This is a genomic window from Pirellulales bacterium (assembly GCA_036490175.1).
Taxonomy (GTDB): domain Bacteria; phylum Planctomycetota; class Planctomycetia; order Pirellulales; family JACPPG01; genus JACPPG01.
In genome coordinates this window covers 1-22445 of record DASXEJ010000355.1, presented here as the reverse complement: position 1 = coordinate 22445, position 22445 = coordinate 1, and the positions used below count along the sequence as shown (strand labels likewise).

Here is a 22445-nt window from a genome sequence, read left to right as displayed (position 1 = left end):
GGCCCTGCCCGAGAGGGCGATGGCCAAGTCGATCCAAGATCCGAAGGTTCGCGCTGCTGTGCATCGTGGGCTGGAGTGGGTGGCCAATTCGCAATCGCGCCTTGGCCATTGGACAGCGACCGACGGGCGCTATGCGACGGCCATGACGGCATTGGCTGGCATGTCGCTGTTGGCCGAAGGGTCGACGACGACACAGGGCCGTTACGCGGCAAATATCCGCCGCGCGGTCGATTACCTGGTCAGCCGCTCGCGCGCCAATGGCCTGATCGGCGAGGCACGGGACGATCGATACACCTACGGCCATGGCTATTCGATGCTGTTTTTGTCTCAGGTGTTGGGCGAAGAAGAAGACCTCGACCGCCGCGAGACCCTCATCGAGGTCCTAACCAAGGCCGTGCAATTTACCGGCGAGGCCCAAACGCAGGCCGGCGGCTGGGGCTATGTCAGTGCTAAGGACGGACACGATTTCGACGAGGGCTCGACCACGATTACCCAGGTGCAAGGGTTGCGCGGCTGCCGCAACGCCGGCATTCCTGTTCCCAAAGAGATAATCGACAAAGCCATTAAATACATCAGCCAGTGCACCCTGCCGGACGGGGGAGTGCAGTACAGTTCCAAGGGCGGCGGGGGACGCCCGGCGATTACCGCGGCGGCGATCGCGTGTCTCTTCAATGCGGGGGACTACGACAGCGACTACGTCCCCAAGCTGCTGGAATACGCCAACCGGAACCTGGCCAATATCGGCAACGAGGGATTCGGCCACTGGCACTACGCGCACTACTACTACGCCCAGGTCAAATACCGCGAGGGAGAGCAAACCTGGTCTGAATACCGTGACAAGATTTACAACCGCATCGTTTCCGAGGCGAGTCCCAACGGGTCGTGGGGACAGGGCTACATCGGCGCGATTTACACGACCGCGATCAACCTGACCATCCTGCAATTGGAAGACGCCATGCTGCCGATCTACCAGCGTTAGATCCGCTCCGTGCGCGACGGATTCGACAAGTCGAAAATCACTTCGCCCCCTGACCATCAACACCCAGAACCAGCACCACAGCGGACCGCCGGCAAGACGTCGCGCAACGACCGCCGCCCTTTTTGACATCATGGCCCGGCCGATCATGGTCGAGCTGCAACTAGAACACCGGGAGTCGTGCATGACCGCGGAGAACAACAGCCTGAACGAGTCGTCGGCGATTCGCCAGCTCGGCCTGGCGCGAGAAAAGATCCTCCAGCAGCTATCCGAAGTGATCGTCGGTCAGCACGAGGTCATTGAGGAACTCCTGATCTCGCTCTTCAGCCGCGGGCATTGTCTGCTGGAAGGTGTGCCGGGGCTCGCCAAGACGTTGCTGATCAGCACGCTTAGCCGCACGCTCAACCTGTCGTTCAGCCGCATCCAATTCACACCGGACTTGATGCCGGCCGACATCACCGGCACCGAGATCCTGGAAGAGAACCGCTCGACGGGCGCGCGCGAATTCCGTTTCTTGCAGGGCCCGCTGTTCGGCAACATCATCCTGGCCGACGAAATCAATCGCACGCCGCCCAAAACGCAGGCGGCATTGCTCGAAGCGATGCAGGAACGCCAGATCACGGCCGGCCGGGTGCGCCATCGGCTGCCCGACCCGTTCTTCGTGCTGGCCACGCAAAATCCGATCGAGCAAGAAGGGACGTATCCGCTGCCCGAAGCGCAGCAGGACCGCTTCATGTTCAAGGTGTTCGTAAAGTATCCCTCGTTCGACGAGGAATTCGAGATCGCCCGCCGGACCACGGCCACGATGGTCGACCACGTGATCCCGGTGCTCACGGCCGACGAAATCCTGGCCCTGCAACGGTTGGTGCGCGAGGTGCCCGTTTCGGACCACGTCATCCGCTATTGCTTGTCGCTGGTGCGTCAGACGCGCGTCCACGAGGTGGGGTCGCCGGAGTTCATCCAGGACCAGTTGAACTGGGGCGCTGGACCCCGGGCTGTGCAATTCTTGGTGCTGGGGGGCAAGGCCCGCGCCCTGTTGCGTGGCCGCACGTATGTCACGACGGACGATATCCAAGCGCTCGCCAAGCCTGTGCTGCGACACCGGCTGGTGGTGAATTTTGCCGCCGAGAGCGAGGGCATAACCACCGATGACGTGATCGACCGACTGCTCGAAGCGACCCCCACGAAAGAAGACGAGTTGACCAATGACGTCCGATTCCAAAAGATTTTTGCATCCTGAGACGGTCGGACGGATTGCGCACCTCGAGATGCGCGCCCGGCACATCGTCGAAGGATTCTTGTCCGGCATTCACCGCAGCCCCTACTTCGGTCAATCGATCGAGTTCCTGCAGCACCGCGAGTACACGCGCGGAGATGATCCGCGGCATATCGACTGGAAGGTGTGGGCCAAGCAGGACCGCTATTACGTCAAGCAGTATGAAGAAGAGACCAACCTTCGCTGCACGCTGCTGGTCGACGTATCGGGCAGCATGCAGTACGGCACAGGCCCCTTGAACAAGTACGCCTACGGCTGCACAATCGCGGCCAGCCTGGCTTATCTGCTGTTGCGCCAACAGGACTCGGTCGGTTGCGTGTCGTTCGATCAGACCACGCGCGTGGCTGTGCCGCCGCGCAGCAAGCGCACGCACCTGCAATCGATCATTCAGGCACTGGACGTCAGCGCGCCGGAGGAAAAGACCGATTTGTACCGGATTCTTCGCGACGTGGTCGAAAGGTCTCCGCGTCGCGGCATGATCGTGCTGATCTCGGATCTACTGGTCGACCGGCCGGGCCTCTTCAAGGGCTTGCGACTGCTCAAGCAGCGCGGACACGACGTGCTGGTATTTCACGTGATGGACGACGACGAGCTGGATTTCGATTTCAATGGCCCCACCCGCTTCGACGGCTTGGAGCTGCCCGAACACCTGACGTGCAATCCGCGGGCCTTGCGCGAAGGCTACCTGGCGGCGCTGCACACCTATCTCGACGAATTGCGACGCGGCTGCGCGCAGCACGTCGTCGACTATGCGTTGATCCGCACCAGCCATCCTCTGGACGTGGCTCTGGCAACGTACCTGAGCAGCCGGCTGGGCATGCACCATCGTAACTAACCCCCTGCACTGCGGAACCTGCGGAAAAAGTCTCCCCCCTCGCGATTGACCGAAGCATGGCGTCCTCATTCGTAAATCAAGGTCTACTGTGGGGATTGCTGATCCTCGCCGTACCGATATTGATCCACATGATCAATCTCGTGCGGCAGCGCCGCGTGCAGTGGGCGGCGATGGAATTCCTGCTCGCCAGCCGCAAGAAAAGCAGCACTTGGATCAAGCTCAAAGAGCTGCTGCTGCTGTTATTGCGATTGGCGATCGTGGCGGCCGTCGTGCTGATCTTGGCGCAGCCGCTGTTGAAGAACCAATGGGGACGGATGTTCGGCGAGGTGAAAACCCATCACGTCGTATTGCTCGACGACAGCTTCTCGATGTCCGACCGTTGGGCCAGCACCAGCGCCTTCGAAGAGGCCAAGCGCCTGGTCGGGCGGTTGGCGGCGCAGGCCGCGCGGCAGGCCACGCCGCAGACGTTCACCGTCTTGCGCTTGAGCAAGGCCGGCATCAACGGCGGCACGCAGTTTGATTTCTTGCAAGAGCGCGTCGATACCAGCTTCGAAGAGCAACTCGATAGCAAGTTGCGTCCTATCGAGGCCTCGCAGCAGGCCGTGGGATTGGAGCCCGCGCTCGCGGCCGTCGAGCAGACCTTGGCGGAAACCGGCGGCGAAGAGACGGTGATGTACGTCGTTTCGGATTTCCGCGCCCGCGATTGGCAAGAGCCCGATGCCGTGGCCGCTAGCCTCGCGCGGCTTTCACCGTCGATCGCCCAGTTGTACATGATCAACTGCGTCGACACGGCGCGACCCAATTTGGCGATTACATCGCTTGCTCCTTTGGGCGGCACGCAAGCCGCGGGCGTGCCGGTGGCCGTCGAAGTCACGCTCCGTAATTTTGGTAGCGAGCCGGTCGAGAACGTACCCGTGCTGCTGGCCGAAGACGGCCACGAACGTCCGGCTATTACGATCGACCAGATCGGGGCCGGTCAAAGTGAGACCCGCCGCTTCGAGGTGTTCTTCGCTACCGCCGGAGTACACCAGGTAACGGCCAAGCTACCGAGCGACGCGGTGGTGGCGGACAACGTTCGCTATTGCCTCGTCGATTTGCCAGTAGCCGTTCCTATTCTGATCGTCGACGGCGACCAGACTGCCAAAAATGCCCGCTTCCTCAATACGGTTTTCTATCCCGGCGGAACGGTGCGGACCGGCTTGCAGCCGCAGGTCGAGCGGCCCGACTTTTTGAACAAGCACTCGCTGGACAAGTTCCAGGCGATCTATCTGACCGACGTCGATCGGCTGGATCCTCCAGCTGTCACGGCGCTCGAGAATTATGTCAAGGCGGGCGGCGGCGTGATGTTCTTCCTCGGCGAGCACGCGCAGCCGAAGTTTTACAACGATCGGCTGTACCGCGAGGGCCAGGGGCTGTTTCCGGCGCCCCTGCTGCGCGAAACGCAACTGTTGCTCGATCGGCTGGAGAAAGGGGCGGACATCGAACCGCTCGATCACGGCGCACTGCGAATCTTCGCCGGAGAGCGAAACAGCTATCTGGCCGGCGTAACGGTCGAGCGCTATTTTTCAGTTCCCAAGGGATGGGCTCCGGCAGCCGACTCGGGTACACAAGTGATCGCGCGGTTGCGCAATGGTGACCCGCTCGCGATCGAGCATAAACTCGGCAAAGGACGGGTGGTAGCGATGCTGACCACCGCGGCGCCAGTGTGGAATAACTGGGGCCGCAACCCGAGCTATGTCGTGGCGTTGTTGGAACTGCAATCGTATTTGGCCGCCGGCGAAGCGCGACAAGAATCGCGTCTGGTGGGGACGCCGATCGCACTCAATCTGGATGCGGCCCGCTATCAACCGCAGGTGCGCTTTTTACCTCCCAGCAACGGCGACGCAACACCCGTGACTGTCGACGCGGCTATGACCGGCGCGGGCCTGAGCGCTTCGCTGCCGGATACCTCGACCAGCGGCGTCTACGAAGTACAGCTCTCGACGACGGACAACCAAGAGGAAAGTCGGCGCTTTGCCTTCAACATCGAGCCGGACGAAGGAGATTTGGCCGTCGTCGACCGCGACCATCTGGCGGCCCGGCTGCCCGGGGTGCGCTACGAGTATCGCGCGGCCGACGACTTCCAGGTAACGGCCCACGAGTTGGCCGGTTCGAACCTGAGCGATTGGCTGTTGTACGTGCTGGTGGGCATCCTGGTGGGCGAGCAGATGCTGGCCTATTCGGCCAGCTACCACCCCAAAGCCAAGGGGAGGACGACTTGATGTCGAATACTCCTTGGCTAATTGCCGCGGGCGGAATGCGCACCACATTTGAATGGGGTCGCGTCGAGTCCGAGTCGGGCTGGCTGCTGCCGCTTGTGGGCTTCGCCGCAATTGTTGCCTTCACCGTTTACATGTATCGCCGGGACAGCGTCGAACTGAGCCGGGCGGTCGCCACTTTGCTGACGGCGCTCCGCGTGGCCGCCTTGGCCGTGTTGCTGGTCGTATACCTGCAACCGCAATGGCGGAACGAACGTGAAGTCGTGGCCAATTCCCGCGCCGTGCTGATGATCGACACCAGCCTGAGCATGGGTTTGCACGATGCCGATGCCTCGCCAATACCGGCCGAACCGAGCCGGGCGCAACAGGTACAGTCGGCACTGGCCCAGTCGCGCTTTCTGGATGACTTGCGACGCAAACATGATGTCGTGGTCACACATTTCGACCAGGACCTGGTGCGGGTAACGACGCTGGAAAAGCTGCCGCCGAAAGAGCCCACGACGGACGAGGGGACGACCGCACCCCGGCGCGCCACCGAATTATCGTGGGACGCATCACTGGCTCCCCGCGGCGTGGAAACCCGGCTCGGTCAGGCGCTGAGGCAAATCCTGAATGAAGAGCGCAGCGAGCCTGTCTCGGGCGTCATCTTGTTTTCCGATGGTCAGCAGAACGCGGGTATCGAGCCCCAGTCGGTGTTGGCTACTGCGCGTGAAGCGGGAATTCCTGTCTTCACAGTGGGCATCGGATCGGACCGGCAGAATGTCAACGTTCGCGTCAGCGACTTCGTGGTGCCGGCGCGTGCCTATCCGGGCGACAAGTACACCGCCACCGGCTATCTGCAATCGCAGGGTATGGCCGGGCAGAGCGTCACCGTCGAACTGCTGTCGAACGAGGCCGCGGCGGGCTCCCGACCCGGCGGAGAGAAAGGGGGCAAGATCGAGGCAACGCAGGTGACCCTCGGCGGAGACGGCGAAGTCGTGCCGGTGCCGTTCGAGTTGGTGCCCGACAGCATGGGGCGCAAGACGCTTCTATTGCGTGTCGTACCTCCGCCCAAGGATGCCTATGCGGGGGACAATCAACAAGAAGTCGACATCGAAATCGTCGACCGCAAAACCAAGATTCTGCTTTTCGCCGGTGGCCCCACACGCGAATACCAGTTCCTGCGCAATCAACTCCGCCGGGACAAGGACATGATCGTCGACGTCCTGCTGGAAACCGGCGAGGAAGGCATGTCGCAGGATGCGCATGAAATTCTCGACGAGTTCCCCGCCACGCGCGAAAAACTGTACGAATACGACTGCATCATCGCCTTCGACCCCAACTGGCGAACACTGTCGTCGGATCAAATCGATGCGCTCGAGCGCTGGATCGCCGATCAGGCGGGGGGCCTGGTTGTCGTGGCCGGCCCGATCTACAGCGATTCTCTCGCGCAGGATGCATCGCTGGCCAAGATACGGGCGTTGTATCCCGTCGAGTTCAATCGCCGCTTTTCGATCCTCGACGATGGGCGCTACGGCTCGAAAGAGCCCTGGCCGATCGAGTTTACCCGCGATGGCACCGACGCCGAGTTCCTGTGGATCGACGAGTCAGCAGCCGCCAGTGCCAGGGCCTGGTCCGAATTCAAAGGAGTGTACGGCTACTACTCGGTAAAGGGGCCCAAGCCGGCCGCCACGGTATATGGCCGCTTTTCCGATCCCCGCGCGCGCGAGGGAGACCAGCAGCCTGTTTATCTGGCGGGCCAGTTTTTTGGAGCCGGCCGCGTGTTTTATCTGGGCAGCGGCGAGATGTGGCGCCTGCGTAGCCAGAATGAGGCGTACTTCGAGCGATTTTATACGAAGCTCATCCGCTTCGTCTCGCAAGGCCGACTACTGCGCGGATCCAACCGCGGCGTGCTGCTGGTAGAACGTGATCGCTACGTGCTGGGTAATACCGTGGCCGTTCGTGCGCAACTCAACGGCGCGCAGTTCGAACCGCTGGTGGCGCCGCAAGCGACTCTGCAGGTCTATCTGCCAGATACTACGCAGCAAAACGTCACGCTGTTGGCCGATCCGGCGCGACCAGGGAACTTTGCCGGGCAATTCACCGTCCGAAAGGAAGGGGTTTATCGGCTGGAGCTGGCAGTACCGGCATCGGCCGACGAGCGTCTCTCGCGCCGTATTCAGGTCAAAGTGCCCGACCTGGAAAGGGAGAAACCGCAACGCAACGACACGCTTTTGAACGAAATCGCCAACAAAACCGGCGGGAGCTATTTTGTCGGCTTGGACGCCGCATTCGGCAACGGCACGGACGAAGGGCCCTTGGTCAAACAGCTGCGCGATCAAAGCCGCTCGACGATTGTCCTCGATACACCCGTTCGCCTGTGGGACAACTGGTGGGTAATGGGCACGGTATGTTCACTGTTTTGCAGCGAATGGTTGATTCGCAGGTTGGTAAAGTTGGCATGAGCGATTGTCACACACGGGTCACGCACGACGGCAAGTCCGCCGTGAACGCCTTAGTTAAACGCACGATCCACTAGCATTTAGCACCATAAGCGCACGCTGCTTCAGGCACGGGCAAGAACCAGATCGATGGCCATCGCAGAAGAACGACCACGGCTCGAACCGCATGTCAGCTCGCTTCTGGCGCAGCTGCGACAGCGAATTCGTCGCTATATCGTGGTCGAAGGTTTGGCCGCGACAATCGCTACTCTCTGCGCCACGTTCTGGCTCAGCCTGGCAGTGGACTGGTTCTTCGAGCCGCCGGTCGCCTGGCGGCGCGGCCTGCTGGGCCTGGGCGCAATCGCGACCGTGGTGGTTTTCTATCGATTGGTGATCTTGCGGCTGGCGACGTCCCTTTCTGACACCCGCCTGGCGTTGCTTCTCGAACGCCGGTTTCGCGCCTTCGACGACAGCCTGCTGACGTCGGTCGACCTGACACAGTCCGATCGCGACCTGGGGGAATTCGGACGCGAGATGCTATCCCATACGCTCGAGCAGGCCGCCCACCGCGCTCATGGCGTGCGGCTGGACGATATTTTCCGGCGTACCCCGCTGGTTCGCTCGGTTGTGGCGGCGGCCGTGCTCGTCGCGACGTTGGCCGTCGGTGCATTGGCGGTGCCGGCCACGATGCGCTTCGGGGTCGATCGTTTGACCGGAGCGACCGACGACCCCTGGCCGCGCACGTCGCGCTTGGTCATAGTCGGCTTCGAGAATGGCGAGAAGGTGGTGGCCAAAGGGGACGACGTCGACGTACTGGTGCGCGCCGACCTGTCGATGCCTCATGTGCCGGAGATCGTGCAAATCCGCTATGCGACCGAAGAAGGTGTCCGCGGACGCGACACGCTGACCCGCGTCGGCAATGCGACGATTGACCAAGACGAATACCAGGATTTTCGTCATACTTTCAGCAGTGTGCTCTCCTCGCTTTCGTTCGACGTCTTCGGCGGCGACGCCCGCGTGCGCGATTTGCGCATTCGCGTCGTCGACAGCCCCACGGTGGATGAAACGACGCTGCTCTGCGAGTACCCGGCGTATATGAATCGCAGCCCGCACGAAATTCCGGTGACCGGATCGATGCAAATTCCCTTGGGAACGCGGATCACCGTGCGGGCCAGGGCCAACAAGGATTTGATTCGCGCGCAGATCGATTATCCGATCGACGACAAAACGTTGCACACAGAGACGGTGCTGCTGCCCAGCGCCGGTGACGACCTGCGCACGATTCGCTTTACCATGCCGGAACTCGCGGGGGATGCGACGTTGGCTTTCACGCTGTTCGACACGGACGGCATTCACAACCGCAAACCGTTCGTGGTATCGCTCTCGGCCGTGGCGGACGAGTCCCCGCAGATATCGCTGCAATTACGCGGCATCGGCACGGCCATCACGCCCCAAGCGCGGCTACCCCTGGTGGGGCAGATCGTCGACGATTATGGAGTGGCGGCGGCCGCGTTCAATGTCACGATCGACGAGCAAGAGGCCCAGCACCCTGCCTTTGCCACGGCGCCGGCGGGTCAAAACGAAGTTGACGTCGATGAAGCGTTCGAAGTGCGCGAGCTGGCGCTAAAGGCCGGCCAGAAGGTTTTGTTCGGAGCCCAGGCCACCGACGGCTACCATCTTGTCGACGGGGATCATCCGCATACGGCCCTCGGCGAGCGCTTCCAGCTTGATGTCGTCACGCCCGAGACGTTGCGTGCCATGTTGGAGTCGCGTGAGCTGAACCTGCGTCAGCGCTACGAAACAATCATCGACGAGGTGACGGAGACCCGCAATTCGCTGGCCGAGTTGCCGGCGGATCAGGCCGAGACATCTCCCGCGTCGCCGTCGGCCGACGATCAAGCCAAGGGCAACGACGCTACAAAAAGCTCGGACTCGGCCGACGCGGATGCCCCCTCGCTGGCTCATTTGCGCGTCGAACGGGCTCGACAAAACGCCGAGAAGAATGCCCAGGAAACGCTCGGCGTCGCCGTGGCATTCGACGAGATCCGCGAGGAGTTGATCAACAATCGGGTCGATACCGAAGAGTTGAAAATCCGCCTGAAAGATCATATCGCCGAGCCGCTGAAGGGGATCACCGAAAAGATGTTCCCCGAGTGGGATCGCCGCCTGAAGGCCCTACTGGGCCAATTGCACGATCCGCAGTCCGCGCCGGCGGCCCGCCGTGCGGCCGTGGAACAGGCCGATGCGATCCTGGTCGAAATGGTGCGCGTGCGGGATAAAATGCTCGAGCTAGAGAGCTTTAACGAAGCGATCGAAATGTTGCGATCGATCATCACGTCGGAAAAGACGTTGCAGGATCAAATTCGCGAGCGGCAGAAGCGCAAGGTGCGCGACTTGTTGGAGGACTCGCCATGAGGGCCCGAATTTCGGCAAAAACCGCCCGGACCTCTTGGGTCCTGAGCATCGTTCCCGCGCTGCTCGCCATTGTCTTCTGGTCGCCGGCCGCCAGCATGCCAGCGGCACGGGCCGCGGACGCGCCCGCGGCAACGGGGGATGCGGCAGAGTCCACGGCCCCGGACGCCGGTTCGGCGGCGGATCTAGCCCGCCAGCAGGGTGAGCTTTCGGAAAAGTACAAGCGCTTCGAGGAAGTGCTGCTGCGCATGGCGGAGCTTACCGCACCCTCGGATCCGAAGCGGGCCGCGCTATTGCGCAAGGCCGTGGCCGAAAGCAAGCACCAGTTGATCGGCCTGCAGCTGGACAAGCTGGTCGAATTGCTCACGCAGGATCGGCTCTCGGTCGCACTGAGCGGCCAGAACGATGTCAACAAGGACCTGGCCGAGTTGCTCGAACTGCTCATGTCCGAGGAACGCGACAAGGGTTTGAAAGACGAACGCGCGCGCGTCAAAGAACAGATCCGCCGCGTCACCGAGCTGATCAATAAAGAGCGGCAATTGCAGGGACAGACCTCGGGCAACGGCGATCTACAGGACCTCGCCCGCGGCCAGGGCAAAGTCGCCGAGGACACGGCCAAGCTGGCCGAGGACATGAAACCGCAAGAAGGCAATAAGCCCGCGGACTCCGAGGGCGATGCCGGCAGCGAAAATCAAAAACAGCAAAAAAAGAACGACCAAAACGGTACCGACAAACCATCGGATAAACAGTCCGACAAACAAGACGATTCCCAGTCAAGTAAACCCGAGGGCGAGGGCCAATCCTCTCCTGGCAAAGGCGACGACCAGAAACCCGCGAAACAGGGCAATCCCGACGACAAGAAATCGGACCGCGACAAATCCAACGAAGACAAGTCCGGCAAGAAGCCAGACGATAAACAAGCGGATGACAAGTCCGCGAATGACGAAAAGAAGAAAGGCGCGGACGAACAAAAACCATCCGAAGCGCAAGGCAAGTCGGGCAAGCCAAACGACCAAAAACAACAGGGCGAACAACAGCAGGGGCAGAATCAAGGGGAACAGTCGGACGAGGACCAACAGGATCAGAGTCCGCAGCAGAAATCGGCCGACTCGGCGCGCAAGCGCGTGCAGGCCGCGCAAGAGAAGATGGATACCGCCCGACAAAAACTGGAAAAGGCCCAGCGCGAGGGAGCCGCCGAAGAGCAAGAGGCCGCCATCCGCGAGCTAGAGCAGGCGAAGGCCGAGTTGGAAGAGATCCTGCGTCAATTGCGCGAGGAAGAGCTCGAGCGCATGCTGGCCATGCTCGAAGCCCGCTTCCGCAAGATGCTGCAAGCCCAGATCGAGGTTTACGAAGGAACCAAGCGGGTCGATCGCACGCCGTCGGCCGAGCGCGATCGCGATGACGAGATCGAGGCCGGCCGCCTGAGCCGCAGAGAGTCGCAAATCGTGCTCGAAGCCGAAAGTGCCCTGACGGTGCTTCGCGAAGAGGGGTCCGCCGTGGCCTTTCCCGAAGCGGTCGAACAGATGCGCGAGGACATGGACCAGATCGTCGCGCGATTGGGCCAGTCGGACGTGGGCGACATCACCCAAGGGATCGAAGAGGACGTGATCGCGGCGTTGGAAGAGATGATCGAGGCGCTTCAAAAAGCGCAACAAGACATGGAGAAACAGAAGCAGCAGCAACAGCAACCCCCTGCCGAAGGGGAGCAGCCTGATCCGCCGCTGATCGATCAATTGGCCGAGTTGAAGATGATCCGTTCTCTGCAAATGCGCATCAACATGCGCACCAAACGATTGGCGCGTCTGGTTGAAGGAGACGTTGGGCAGGCCGACAAGCCCGAGCTGTTGGACCAATTGCAACGCCTGGCCGAGCGTGAGGAAAGCGTGTTCCGCGTAACGCGCGACATCGTCACGGGGAAAAACCGATGAACGCTCCCATCGTCATTACGTTGTGTGCCCTCGTGCTGGCGCTATCTGCATCCTCGCCGGCGCGTGGCTCGCAGCCCGACGCATTGGCCAACGTTCCAGTGCTCAAGGCGCCGCCGCTCACCGAAGTGCGCGAGCGCGTCCTGGCCTGGCTCGACCAGCGGCAGACCGATACGGACGTCAAATCCGCGGCGGCCGAGATTTGGCAAGCGGACGCGGGCCCCTACGCGACCGCCACCAGCTTGGATCGCCTGGCGGCGACTTTCTGCCTGGTCGACCCACGCGCCAAGTCGCTGTGCAACCTGTGCGGTAAGCCGCGCGATCCGAAGCCGCTGGCGGCACAGGAATGGCTCGCTGACAAAGAAACGCCAGCGTTCGTCCGCAATAACTTGCGGTTGTACTACGGACGCTGGTTGTCGCAGCAGCGGTTATACGACGAATCGCTGGAGCAATTAGCCGGGCTCGAACCGGCCGACGTGGTCGACCCCGCGACGCTGCTGTTCTTTCAAAGCGTGGCCCATCATCAGCTGCTCAACAAGGCGGACGGACTGAAAACGATCGACCGCCTGCTCAGCGAAGTCGTGGAGGGTCCGCCGCGCTATGTCACGGTGGCCGGCTTGATGAAGGAGGATCTGAAGTCGTTGGAAGACGATTCGCTCGATCACATCGCGCGACGAATGGACGATATCCGCCGTCGGCTTGACCTGGGACGCGCCGGCGAAAAGGTGCGCAAGGAAGAGGACGACGTCATCGCCTCGCTCGATAAGATGATCGAAAAGATGGAGCAGCAACAGCAACAGCAGCAACAACAAAGCGGCGCCGGCGGCGCCCCTCCGCCGTCGCAGCCCATGCCCGACAGTCGGATCGCGGGGGCTCATGGGCCAGGCGAGGTCGACCGTCGCAACCTCGGCAAGACGGCCGGCTGGGGTGACCTGCCTGCCAAGGAGCGCGAGGAGGCCCTACAGCAGATTGGCAAGGATTTTCCGTCGCATTATCGAGACATTATTGAGCAGTATTTCCGAAAGTTGGCGACCGAGGACGAAGCTGACCGGTAGAATAGCTAAAGCGCATTGTTCGGGGATGGAACGGCTCGGTCGGCCCCCCGTAATCCACACGGTTCGACCGCCGATTGCCTGAGACCAAGGATGGCACAGAAGAGGTAGTTTGCATGGGACTACTGATACTCACCGCGCTGCTGGCGGCGACGCCCTCGGCCCAGGTGCAAACGCTCGACGGAGACTCGGTCGCCGGTCAATTGGTCCGGCTGGCCAACGAGAGCGTGGTATTGGAAACGGCCGAAGGTCCGCGCGAGTTCGCGACGAAGCAGTTGGCCGGAATGAGTTTCTCCATGTCGGCTCCCGCGGCGCCAGGCGCCCCGGCGGCAGAACAGCCCGCGGCCTGGGTGACCCTGGCCGATGGGTCGCTGCTGCTTGCCAAAACGTATACCGCCAGCGATTCCCAGGCGCGACTGGCGCTCGTCGGCGGAGGCAACATCGAGATTCCCACGCGCGCGATCGACAACGTGCGCTTCCGCGAGCATGCCGGACCACTGGCCGATCAATGGGCCGAAATCGTCAAATCGGATCGCAGCACCGATTCGCTCGTGGTCCGCAAAAACGACGCGCTCGATTTTCTCAGTGGCATGCTGCGCGACGTTGCCGACGACATCGTGAAATTTGAACTCGACGGTGATACGTTGCGCGTCAAACGATCCAAAGTCGATGGATTGCTTTACAACGATTCCGGCCGACCCGCGGCTGGGATTTCGCACGGCGTCGTCACGGACGCGGCCGGCTCGCGCTTGCGGGCCGAGTCGCTGGAACTGGACGGCGATATGTTGCGCCTGCGTACCACCGGGGGAGTAACTCTCGCGCGGCCGCTGGCAGGTCTCGCACGTATCGACTTTTCGCCGAGCAACGTGAAGTATCTTGGCGACCTGGAGCCCGAGTCGTCCCATTGGACTCCTTACCTGGGCGACGCCAACGTGTCACTGGCCGCTGCCGAGTTCTTTCGCGCGCGGGCCGACCGCTCGCCCGACGGCGGGCCGTTGCGGGTTGGCGGCAAGGACTACGCCAAGGGGTTGACCCTGCACAGCCGCACCGAGATCTCGTACCGGCTGCCCGAAAAGTTTCATCTTTTTCGGGCGGTGCTGGGCATCGATGATCGGCTGCGTCCGGGCGGCAACTTGCGATTGGTGATTCTTGGCGACGAGCGCACACTGTTTGAGCAGACGCTCTCAGGCAAGGACGCTCCGCGGCCTGTGGAGCTTGATATTACAGGAATCAACCGCTTAAAGTTCCTCGTGGACTTTGGCGACGACATGGACGTAGGCGATTGGCTGGATCTGTGCGAAGCCAGGATGTTGAAATGAAAACCGCCAGCAGCTTGTGTTTGCTCTTGCTTGCCTTGCCGGGCGTAGTGCGCGCCGCCGCCGACGAGGCCGTGCTCAAGGCCGAGGCCGACCGCGTGTTGATCGTGGCCCGCGCTTCTGAGGCCGCGCTGGCGATCTTTGCCGCCGGAGGCCAAGGGGGCGGGTCGGGGGTCGTGATTTCGCACGATGGTTACGCCCTCTCGAATTTCCACGTCACCAAAGGGTCCGGGGATGCCATGAAGTGCGGCATGGCCGACGGACGCATGTACGACGCGGTCATCGTCGGCATCGATCCCGTCGGTGATGTGGCACTGCTGAAGCTGCTGGGGCGCGACGATTTTCCGCACGCCGAATTAGGAGATAGCGATCAGGTGCAGGTCGGGGACTGGGCTTTTGCGATCGGCAACCCGTTCTTGCTCGCCACCGATTTCACTCCGTCGGTCAGCTATGGCATCATCTCGGGAGTCCACCGCTATCAATATCCGGCCGGTACGCTGCTCGAGTATACCGATTGCCTGCAAACGGATGCCTCGATCAACCCTGGCAATTCGGGCGGTCCGCTTTTCGATAGCCAGGGCCGCTTGATCGGCATCAACGGACGCGGCAGCTTCGAGAAGCGGGGGCGCGTGAATGTAGGCGTGGGGTATGCGATCTCGATCAACCAGATTAAAAACTTTCTCGGTCATTTGAAGGCCGGTCGCGTCGTCGATCATGCGACGCTGGGGGCCCGCGTCACCACGCGTCAGGACGCGCGCATCGCGGTTTCCGACATACTGGACGACAGCGACGCTTTCCGCCGTGGTTTGCGGCAAGGGGACGAAGTTGTGCGCTTTGGCGGGCGCGCCGTCAGCACGGTGAACGCCTTCAAGAATGTGCTGGGAATCTTTCCCAAAGATTGGCGCGTCGCGCTCACCTATCGGCACGAGGGAAAAACGTTCGACGTTGCCGTAAGATTGGCCGGGCTGCACAACCCCGAGGAGTTACTATCGAAAGTCCAGGGCCGTGTGCCGTCAGAGCCGGGTCCGCGCCGCCCGGATCAGGAGAAGCCCGAACGGCGCGAACGGCAGCCCATGCCCGACGGCGACCAGCCCGACGATCAGCCTGATCAATCGGCGCCGCATGTGGCGCACTCGGCGCCGATGCCGCCCGAGGTCAAGGCCGTCTTCGAGGCGCGCCGCGGTTATGCCAACTATTTCTTCAACAAGGTTGAACGGGCGCGCACCTGGAATCGTTGCGTGTCGCGTGGCGACTTTCACGAAATGAACGGCGCTTGGGTTTTGAAAGGGGAACTGCCAGGCGGCGGTGATGCGGAATTGCGGCTAACCGACAATGCAGCCGTTTGCATCATGCCTGGCACGGTCGCCACCGGATTGCAGGTCGCGATTGGCGAAGATTTGACCATGCTCGCCGAACCTCCCGGCAGCGGCGGCATGTTGGCCGCGCTCAGCTTGTGGCGGCGCTTGCTCATCCTGGGGCCGGAGCGATTCGGCGAGATTTCGTATCTGGGTACCGTCCCCGCGTTGGGAACGCAGGACCTCGTTGATCGCCGCGCCATCATGCTACTGGGTCAAGATCATGACCAGGCTTCGTCGCCCAGCCAGGGGCTGTGCGATGCCTTGGAGGGAACCTACGGAGGAGTAGACTGCCGCTTTGTTTTTGATCCCAAAACAGGCAATCTTTCCGCACTGGAGATGTATCGCGTCGCCGGGGACGACCCCTGCGAGTTGCACTTCAGCGACTACGCCGAGATCGAGGGACGTGTCTTTCCGCGGCAGATCGAGTGCCGCTACGGCGACGCGGTATTCGCAGCGTTCAAATTATCTGAGGTAAGACTCGACCACGGGGAGGCCAAATAATATGCCCCCTCGTGTACGGTCTAACACAGCCACGGCGCTGCGGCTGTTGGCTCTGACAAGCTGTCTGGCCATGGGTCTCGCCGCGCGCGACACGGTGGCGGCCGGCCTCACCGAGGCGATTACCCAGACCCAGCCCAAGATCGTCAAGATCTACGGCGCCGGAGGCTTCCAAGGTCTCGAAGCCTATCAGAGCGGCATACTGATCTCAGCCGAGGGACATATTCTGACCGTCTGGAGCTATGTGCTCGACACGGATCAGATCGGCGTCACCTTGGATGATGGCAGGAAATTCAAAGCCGAATTGTTGGGAGCTGATCCACGCCTGGAATTGGCGGTGCTGAAGATCGACGCGATCGAACTTGCTCACTTCGACCTGCCGGCCGCCGCAGCCGCAGCGACGGGCACCCGAGTGCTGGCCTTCAGCAATCTGTTCGGCGTGGCTACGGGCAACGAGCCCGTCAGCGTGCAGCACGGCCATGTCGCGGCGAAAACCCAGCTCGAAGCCCGTCGCGGAGTGTTTGATACGCCGTACAAGGGGCCGGTCTACATTCTGGACGCCATGACCAATAATCCCGGCGCGGCCGGCGGCGCGTTGACAGACTATCAGGGGCGGCTGCTCGGCATGTTGGGCAAAGAGCTGCGCAATGCCCTCTCCAACACCTGGCTGAACTACGCGATCCCCGTGGATCAAATGTCCTCGACCATCGACGAAATTCGACTCGGCAAATTCGTCCGCAAGCCGGCCGACGATTTGAACCGCAAGCCTGAGAAGTCGCTCTCGGCCGAATTGCTCGGGCTGGTGTTGATTCCCGATGTCTTAGAGCGCACGCCGCCGTTCGTTGACGCGATCCGTGCGTCGTCGCCCGCCGCCAGCGCCGACCTACGGCCCGATGACATGGTGTTGTTCGTCAACGGCCGGCTGGTCCAATCGTGTAAGGCGCTGGCCACGGAGCTGTCGTACATCGATCGCATCGACAAGGTAAAACTGACAATCATTCGTGGCCAGGAACTGGTCGAAGTCACGCTCTCTGCCCCGACCGACTAGCGTGCATATCCGATAATAAGCACTCGAGTTGCCACCGAGCACACAGACAACACCAAGAACGCGCGAATATGAGGACAAGGAACTGCGAGAGGATGAGTATCAACGAATCACTCGGGGATCTCAGCGCCCTCTGTGGCTATTCCGATGTCTGCGTTTTGGCAATTGCCAACCGGCCGTCGATCGTTCGCGCCGCTTGGTTGATGGCATTGTCAGTTGGCCTGGCCGTATTTTCGGCTCCGGTTTACGGTCAGGAGGATTTGGCCCAGCTCGAGCAGCAAGCCATTCAAGCGGCAGTCGAACGCGTCGCTCCGTCGATCGTAAAGATCGAAACTGTTGGCGGTCTGGAACGAATCGGCAAAGTATTGGTCGGCTCCGGTCCTACCACCGGCTTGATCGTATCGCCCGACGGCTTCATCATTTCGAGCGAGTTCAATTTCGCCTCGCGGCCGAGTTCGATCCTCGTTGGGTTGGCCGACGGTACGCGCACGCCCGCGCGGCTTGTTGCTACTGATCATCAGCGGATGTTGGTGCTGCTGAAAATCAATGTCGAGGAGAAGCTTCCGGTGCCCGAGGCGGCGTCAGAGAGCGAGATGCGCGTGGGGCAATGGGCCATCGCCCTGGGTCGCACGTTCGACGCCCCGCAACCGAACATTTCGGTGGGCATCGTCAGCGGTCTGAACCGGATCTGGGGTAAGGCCATCCAAACCGACGCCAAGATTTCGCCCAATAACTATGGCGGCCCGTTGGTCGATATTCAGGGACGCGTGTTGGGCGTGCTGGTTCCACTGTCGCCAGACAGCAACGAAAACACGGCCGGCGTCGAATGGTACGACTCGGGCATCGGGTTCGCCGTACCGCTGGCGCATGTAAACAGCGTCCTGCCAAAGCTGATGCAGGGAGCGGATCTGAAGGCCGGCATCATGGGCGTGAGCCTCAACGGTCGCGATATTTACACCAAGCCCCCGGTAATTGTCGCCTGCCGTCCCAATTCGCCTGCCTACAAGGCTGGTCTCAAGGCGGGCGACAAGATCATCGAAATCAACGGTCGACCGATCGAGCGGCTGGCACAACTGCGCGAGCATACCAACCGGCACTATGCGGGCGACACCTTGCACATCGTGGTGTTGCGGGGCGAGGAGCGCATCGAGCGCGATGTCGCGCTCGTAGACACGCTGGAACCTTATCGGCGCCCCTTCCTGGGTCTACTTCCCTTGCGCGATGGCACGTCCGTGCCCGGCGTCGGCGTGCGTTACGTTTATCCCGATAGCGCCGCGGCGCAGGCGGGATTGCAGGCCGGCGACGTCGTTCTGTCGATCGATGGGCACGCCGTGGCCCAGCGCGACGAATTAATCGAGCGCGTCAGCGGACTGGAAATCGGCGTACCGGCCAAGCTCGAGGCGCGCCGCGGTGCAGAAACTCTTGCCCTCGAGTTGAAGCCCTCGACCGAGCCGGACGCGGTGCCGGCCGCCTTGCCCCCGGATCGCGCGGCCGATGCCGCGGCTGCCGCCCCACCGGCCGCGCCCCCTGCGGCGGCTGGCGATCGTCCGCAGACGGGACAGTTCGTCATCAAGGTGCCCGAGTTCAAAAACGACGCGCTGTCTTATGTCCCAGATGGTTACGACCCGCGGATTCCGTATGGCCTGGTCGTTTGGCTTCACCCGCCCGGCGGGACAAAGGACGACGAGTTGCTGGCACGTTGGAAGGAGCCCTGCGACAAGCTGAACCTGATCTTGCTGGCGCCGCGGTCGGCCGATCCCGCGCGCTGGACTCCGCCCGAGGTTGCATTCATCACCAAGGCGATCGGCCAGACGCGCGGCCATTACAACATCGACCCCACTCGGGTTGTCTTGCACGGTCATCAGGCCGGTGGCTCGCTGGCGTTTATCGTCGCGGCGGCGGATCGCGACCTGGCGCGCGGCGTAGCCGCGGTCGATGCGCCGATCCTGGGGCGCTTTCCCGAGAACGATCCTCCCTATCGTTTGACGATCTTCACGACCACGGCCAAGAAAGCGAACTTCGCCGAACAGATCACGGCCGGCATCGAGCAATTGCGCAAGATGAAATACGCCGTCACGGTCGTTGACGAAGGAGAAACGGCCCGCTATCTGAACCCCGACGAGTTCGCCCAGCTGCTGCGGTGGATCGATTCACTGGATAAGATCTAGGCTGCGACGTGTCGATACTGGAACGCTACAACCGTCGCCCTTCACCCCATGCATCGTCCTACCGTCGGCATCCTGGCACTGGTTCTGCTCATCGCGGGAGGAGTATTCCTCAGCAAATCCGCCAACGATAGTTCGTGGCAGAATGCAGCTGCCGGGTGCCTGAGGGTGGGGGCTATTTTGGCCGTATTGTGGCTGGCCCTGCCCGAGGTTTCGCGGCCGCTCAGCCGCTGGATCCTGGTCGCGGTCGTGGTGGGTATCTTTCTGGTTGCCCGCCGACCTCAGCTGATCGTGCTGGCGTTAGTATTCCTGGCGGGCGTGGCCATCCTTCGACCCCGATTGAAGGGCGTCGTCGGGCCGCCGCGGTAGGCTTGCCGACCGGCTCAAGCTCTGAGAGCCGTATCGTGCAAGACCCATCCGAAACTCAGGCCCAGAGTCTGGCCAGAAATCCTAGATTTCCCAGTCTCACGATGACGACTGGGTCGTTTCCGAGAATTCCCAGTTAGGCCGATTTATTCGTTGACGAAGATTTTGCCGGTCCCTAGACTCGGGCATGTTTATAAAGCAAATGGGGGGTACCCCCTACCGACAAACGGTTAGAAACACCGTTAGTGTCGGATGACGCGCGATATTTCGCGTTGGGTTGCTCCAAAAAATCGAGATTCCGCATCCAGAGTTTGCTGACGGGTAACAATCGGCATCAGCAGAAAGGGAGCCGCTAATGAGTCGGAACATACGTAGATACTTTGCCCGCTTGGGCACTGCGGCAGCGTGCGCGAGCATGCTCACATTCAGTTTGCCGCAAGGGTCGCGCGCTGCGACCATCACACTCGACACCACAAACGGGCTGATCAATGGATCGGCCAGTTCCACGATCAACGGTGTCACCGTTACCTATTCAGGTACGGTTGGCGGCATTGCCAACTACACCGTATACGGTGATCTCGATTTGCTGTCGACCGACACGCTCACAGCGATTGGGTCAAACGGCACGCAGTTCAACGTTGGAAACAACGTCAACATCGCGACCGGCGCGACGATCAGCATTACGCCCGGTACGCTCGGTGGCGGTTCGGGCGCTGGCGGCGGTGCATCCGGCGGATCAGCCGGCAGCGGTGGCGCCGGTGGTGGCGCCGGCGGCTCGATCAATGGCACTGCTGGTCCAAATTCGAGTACGAGCACACCGAACAACGGCGGTGGCACTAGCCCGAAGGGGGGCGCCGGCGGTAAGAGTGGCAGCGTTGTAACAGCGGGCTCTGCGGGCGCGACAGGCTCGTCGAGCGTGGCCGGCAGTGTCGGGAGCGGTGGTGGCAACGGCGCAGTCGGATCGGCCGGTGGTGCGGCGGTCCTTGGTGGCGGTGGTGCGGGTGCGGCCGGCGGCGCAGGCACCGGAACAGGATCAGGTGGCATAGGGACCGGCGGCACCGTAGGGGGCGCCGGCGGCGGTGGTCAGGCCGTTGGCGGCAGCGCGAGCGCTGGCCACGTCGGCACGACAGGAAACGGCGGCGGCAGCGCCGCGACTGCTGGTGGTGGTTCAGGCGGTGGCGGCGGAAGCAACACCGGAGGTAACGCGATTGCCCTGACAGGCGGTGGTGGCGGTGGCTCCGGCGGTGGCGGTGGTGGTGGCGGCGGCGGCGGCGGTGGCGCCAGCGGTAGTGCTGGCGGCGGCGGCGGCGGTGGCCAGAGCTTCCTCGGTACCGGTGGCGGTGGTGGTGGCGGCGGTGGCGGCGGCCAAGGCGCCATTGGTGGCAGCGGTGGAATCGGTGGAACTGGCGGAGCCGGCGGAAATGGCGGTGGCGCCATCGAGATTAACGCCCTCGGTTCGATTAACCTTAACAACACCATCTCCGCAGTGGGCGGCAATGCTGCCGCGGGCGCGTCGGGCGCAGCCGGCACGGGCGGCGGTTCGGCCCAAGCCGGCGGCACGGGAGGCGCTGGTGGCACTGCGTCTAATGGCGGCGGCGCTGGGCAACCAGGCGGCGCCGGCGGTACGGGCGGCAACGGCGGCACGGGCGGCAACGGCGGCACGGGCGGCGTTGGTGGTGGTGGTGCCGGTGGTACCATCGCCCTGATTGGCACCACGATCGGTGGATCGGCCAGTGTGGACGTCTCGGGTGGCACCGGTGGCAACGCCGGCGGTGGTGGTCGCTTCATCCTGGGCTCGAACTCGGGAAGCGTGTCGGCCATCGGCGCTGCGAACACCCCGACCACGCTCGGTTCGCAGGATGCCAACCCGTTTTTGGGTAGCAATCCGCTGACGCCGTTCATTCCCAACCTGCCGACGGTGGGTGCGGAAATCTACGGCTTGTCGAGCCTTACGTCAGCGGCCCTTTACGGCAGCTTGCCGGCGACCGACATCAATGGTGTCCCGTTGGCAAGTGCGGCGGGCGCTCTGTTCGATACCAGCGCCGCGGTGCTCGGGCCAGCCTTCGCCGGCTACGACGCCCTGCTCTATCTCAACCTGACGGCCAACTCGTTTGCAAATCCCCAAATGGCGATCAACGAGGCTCTACAGTCGTTGTTGCAACGTGGATTCGCGAACAACCCTGCGTTCGGTGGCAGCGGTCCGGTGACGTTGGGTTCATTGGCAGGTGGCGCGGTGTACGGGACGCTGGTCCCCACGGGATCATCGACCAGCTCGGCGATCGCATTGACATTGCCCAGTGGCACGTTTTCGGCTTCGGGTGCAGCACTGGCCAACGGCCAAGCGCTGTATGTGACGCCGGAACCATCAACGTGGCTGTTGCTGGCCGCAGGTCTATTCCTGCTGCCGATCGTGTCGCGTCGTCGGGCAAAGAAATAGCTCTGTGATTCTCAGAGCGACCGTCACCGAATACCAGGCGTCGGCAACGAGTGCTTCAAATCCGGGGATGGCCAGGTTCGACTTGGCTATCCCCGGATCTTTTTTT

At 62.2% G+C, this 22445-nt stretch carries 14 protein-coding genes; all 14 read left to right on the top strand.

Annotated elements, in window-relative coordinates; genetic code table 11:
• The first annotated feature begins 19 nt into the window (after positions 1–19).
• The 14 genes from VGG64_26885 to VGG64_26820 all read left to right on the top strand — a co-directional run bounded on the left by VGG64_26885 (position 20) and on the right by VGG64_26820 (position 22339).
• Entirely contained in the window at positions 20–979 is a 960-nt protein-coding gene (locus VGG64_26885) for a prenyltransferase/squalene oxidase repeat-containing protein (GenBank protein ID HEY1603259.1), read from the top strand.
• Between the two features lie 181 nt (positions 980–1160).
• Positions 1161–2216 carry a MoxR family ATPase gene (locus VGG64_26880; protein ID HEY1603258.1) on the top strand — a complete coding sequence of 352 codons (1056 nt, stop codon included), beginning with the start codon at positions 1161–1163 and terminating at the stop codon, positions 2214–2216.
• Positions 2182–3087 (top strand): DUF58 domain-containing protein, encoded by a 906-nt coding sequence (locus VGG64_26875; GenBank protein HEY1603257.1) that lies wholly within the window; start codon positions 2182–2184, stop codon positions 3085–3087. Before VGG64_26880 ends, VGG64_26875 begins: the two co-directional genes overlap by 35 nt.
• A gap of 56 nt (positions 3088–3143) precedes the next feature.
• A complete protein-coding gene (locus VGG64_26870; protein ID HEY1603256.1) occupies positions 3144–5348 on the top strand; it encodes a BatA domain-containing protein in 2205 nt (734 codons plus the stop codon).
• The gene (locus tag VGG64_26865; protein HEY1603255.1) at positions 5348–7789 is read left to right on the top strand and encodes a vWA domain-containing protein; all 2442 of its coding nucleotides are present in this window, start codon (positions 5348–5350) and stop codon (positions 7787–7789) included. The genes VGG64_26870 and VGG64_26865 overlap by 1 nt, the downstream gene beginning before the upstream one ends.
• Before the next feature lie 126 nt (positions 7790–7915).
• Complete coding sequence (locus VGG64_26860) at positions 7916–10180, top strand: hypothetical protein (protein HEY1603254.1); 2265 nt, start codon at positions 7916–7918, stop codon at positions 10178–10180.
• On the top strand, positions 10177–12105 hold the full coding sequence (locus VGG64_26855; protein HEY1603253.1) for a hypothetical protein: 1929 nt from the start codon (positions 10177–10179) through the stop codon (positions 12103–12105). Before VGG64_26860 ends, VGG64_26855 begins: the two co-directional genes overlap by 4 nt.
• Positions 12102–13157, top strand: a complete 1056-nt coding sequence (locus tag VGG64_26850; protein ID HEY1603252.1) for a hypothetical protein — start codon at positions 12102–12104, stop codon at positions 13155–13157. The genes VGG64_26855 and VGG64_26850 overlap by 4 nt, the downstream gene beginning before the upstream one ends.
• A 113-nt stretch (positions 13158–13270) precedes the next feature.
• A complete protein-coding gene (locus VGG64_26845) occupies positions 13271–14473 on the top strand; it encodes an NPCBM/NEW2 domain-containing protein (protein HEY1603251.1) in 1203 nt (400 codons plus the stop codon).
• Positions 14470–16329 (top strand): trypsin-like peptidase domain-containing protein, encoded by a 1860-nt coding sequence (locus VGG64_26840; protein HEY1603250.1) that lies wholly within the window; start codon positions 14470–14472, stop codon positions 16327–16329. The genes VGG64_26845 and VGG64_26840 overlap by 4 nt, the downstream gene beginning before the upstream one ends.
• Position 16330: 1 nt before the next feature.
• Entirely contained in the window at positions 16331–17374 is a 1044-nt protein-coding gene (locus VGG64_26835; protein ID HEY1603249.1) for a trypsin-like peptidase domain-containing protein, read from the top strand.
• A gap of 92 nt (positions 17375–17466) precedes the next feature.
• On the top strand, positions 17467–19539 hold the full coding sequence (locus VGG64_26830) for a PDZ domain-containing protein (GenBank protein ID HEY1603248.1): 2073 nt from the start codon (positions 17467–17469) through the stop codon (positions 19537–19539).
• Positions 19540–19587: 48 nt separating this feature from the next.
• On the top strand, positions 19588–19905 hold the full coding sequence (locus VGG64_26825; protein ID HEY1603247.1) for a hypothetical protein: 318 nt from the start codon (positions 19588–19590) through the stop codon (positions 19903–19905).
• Between the two features lie 352 nt (positions 19906–20257).
• Positions 20258–22339, top strand: a complete 2082-nt coding sequence (locus VGG64_26820) for a hypothetical protein (GenBank protein ID HEY1603246.1) — start codon at positions 20258–20260, stop codon at positions 22337–22339.
• The last annotated feature ends 106 nt before the right edge of the window (positions 22340–22445 follow it).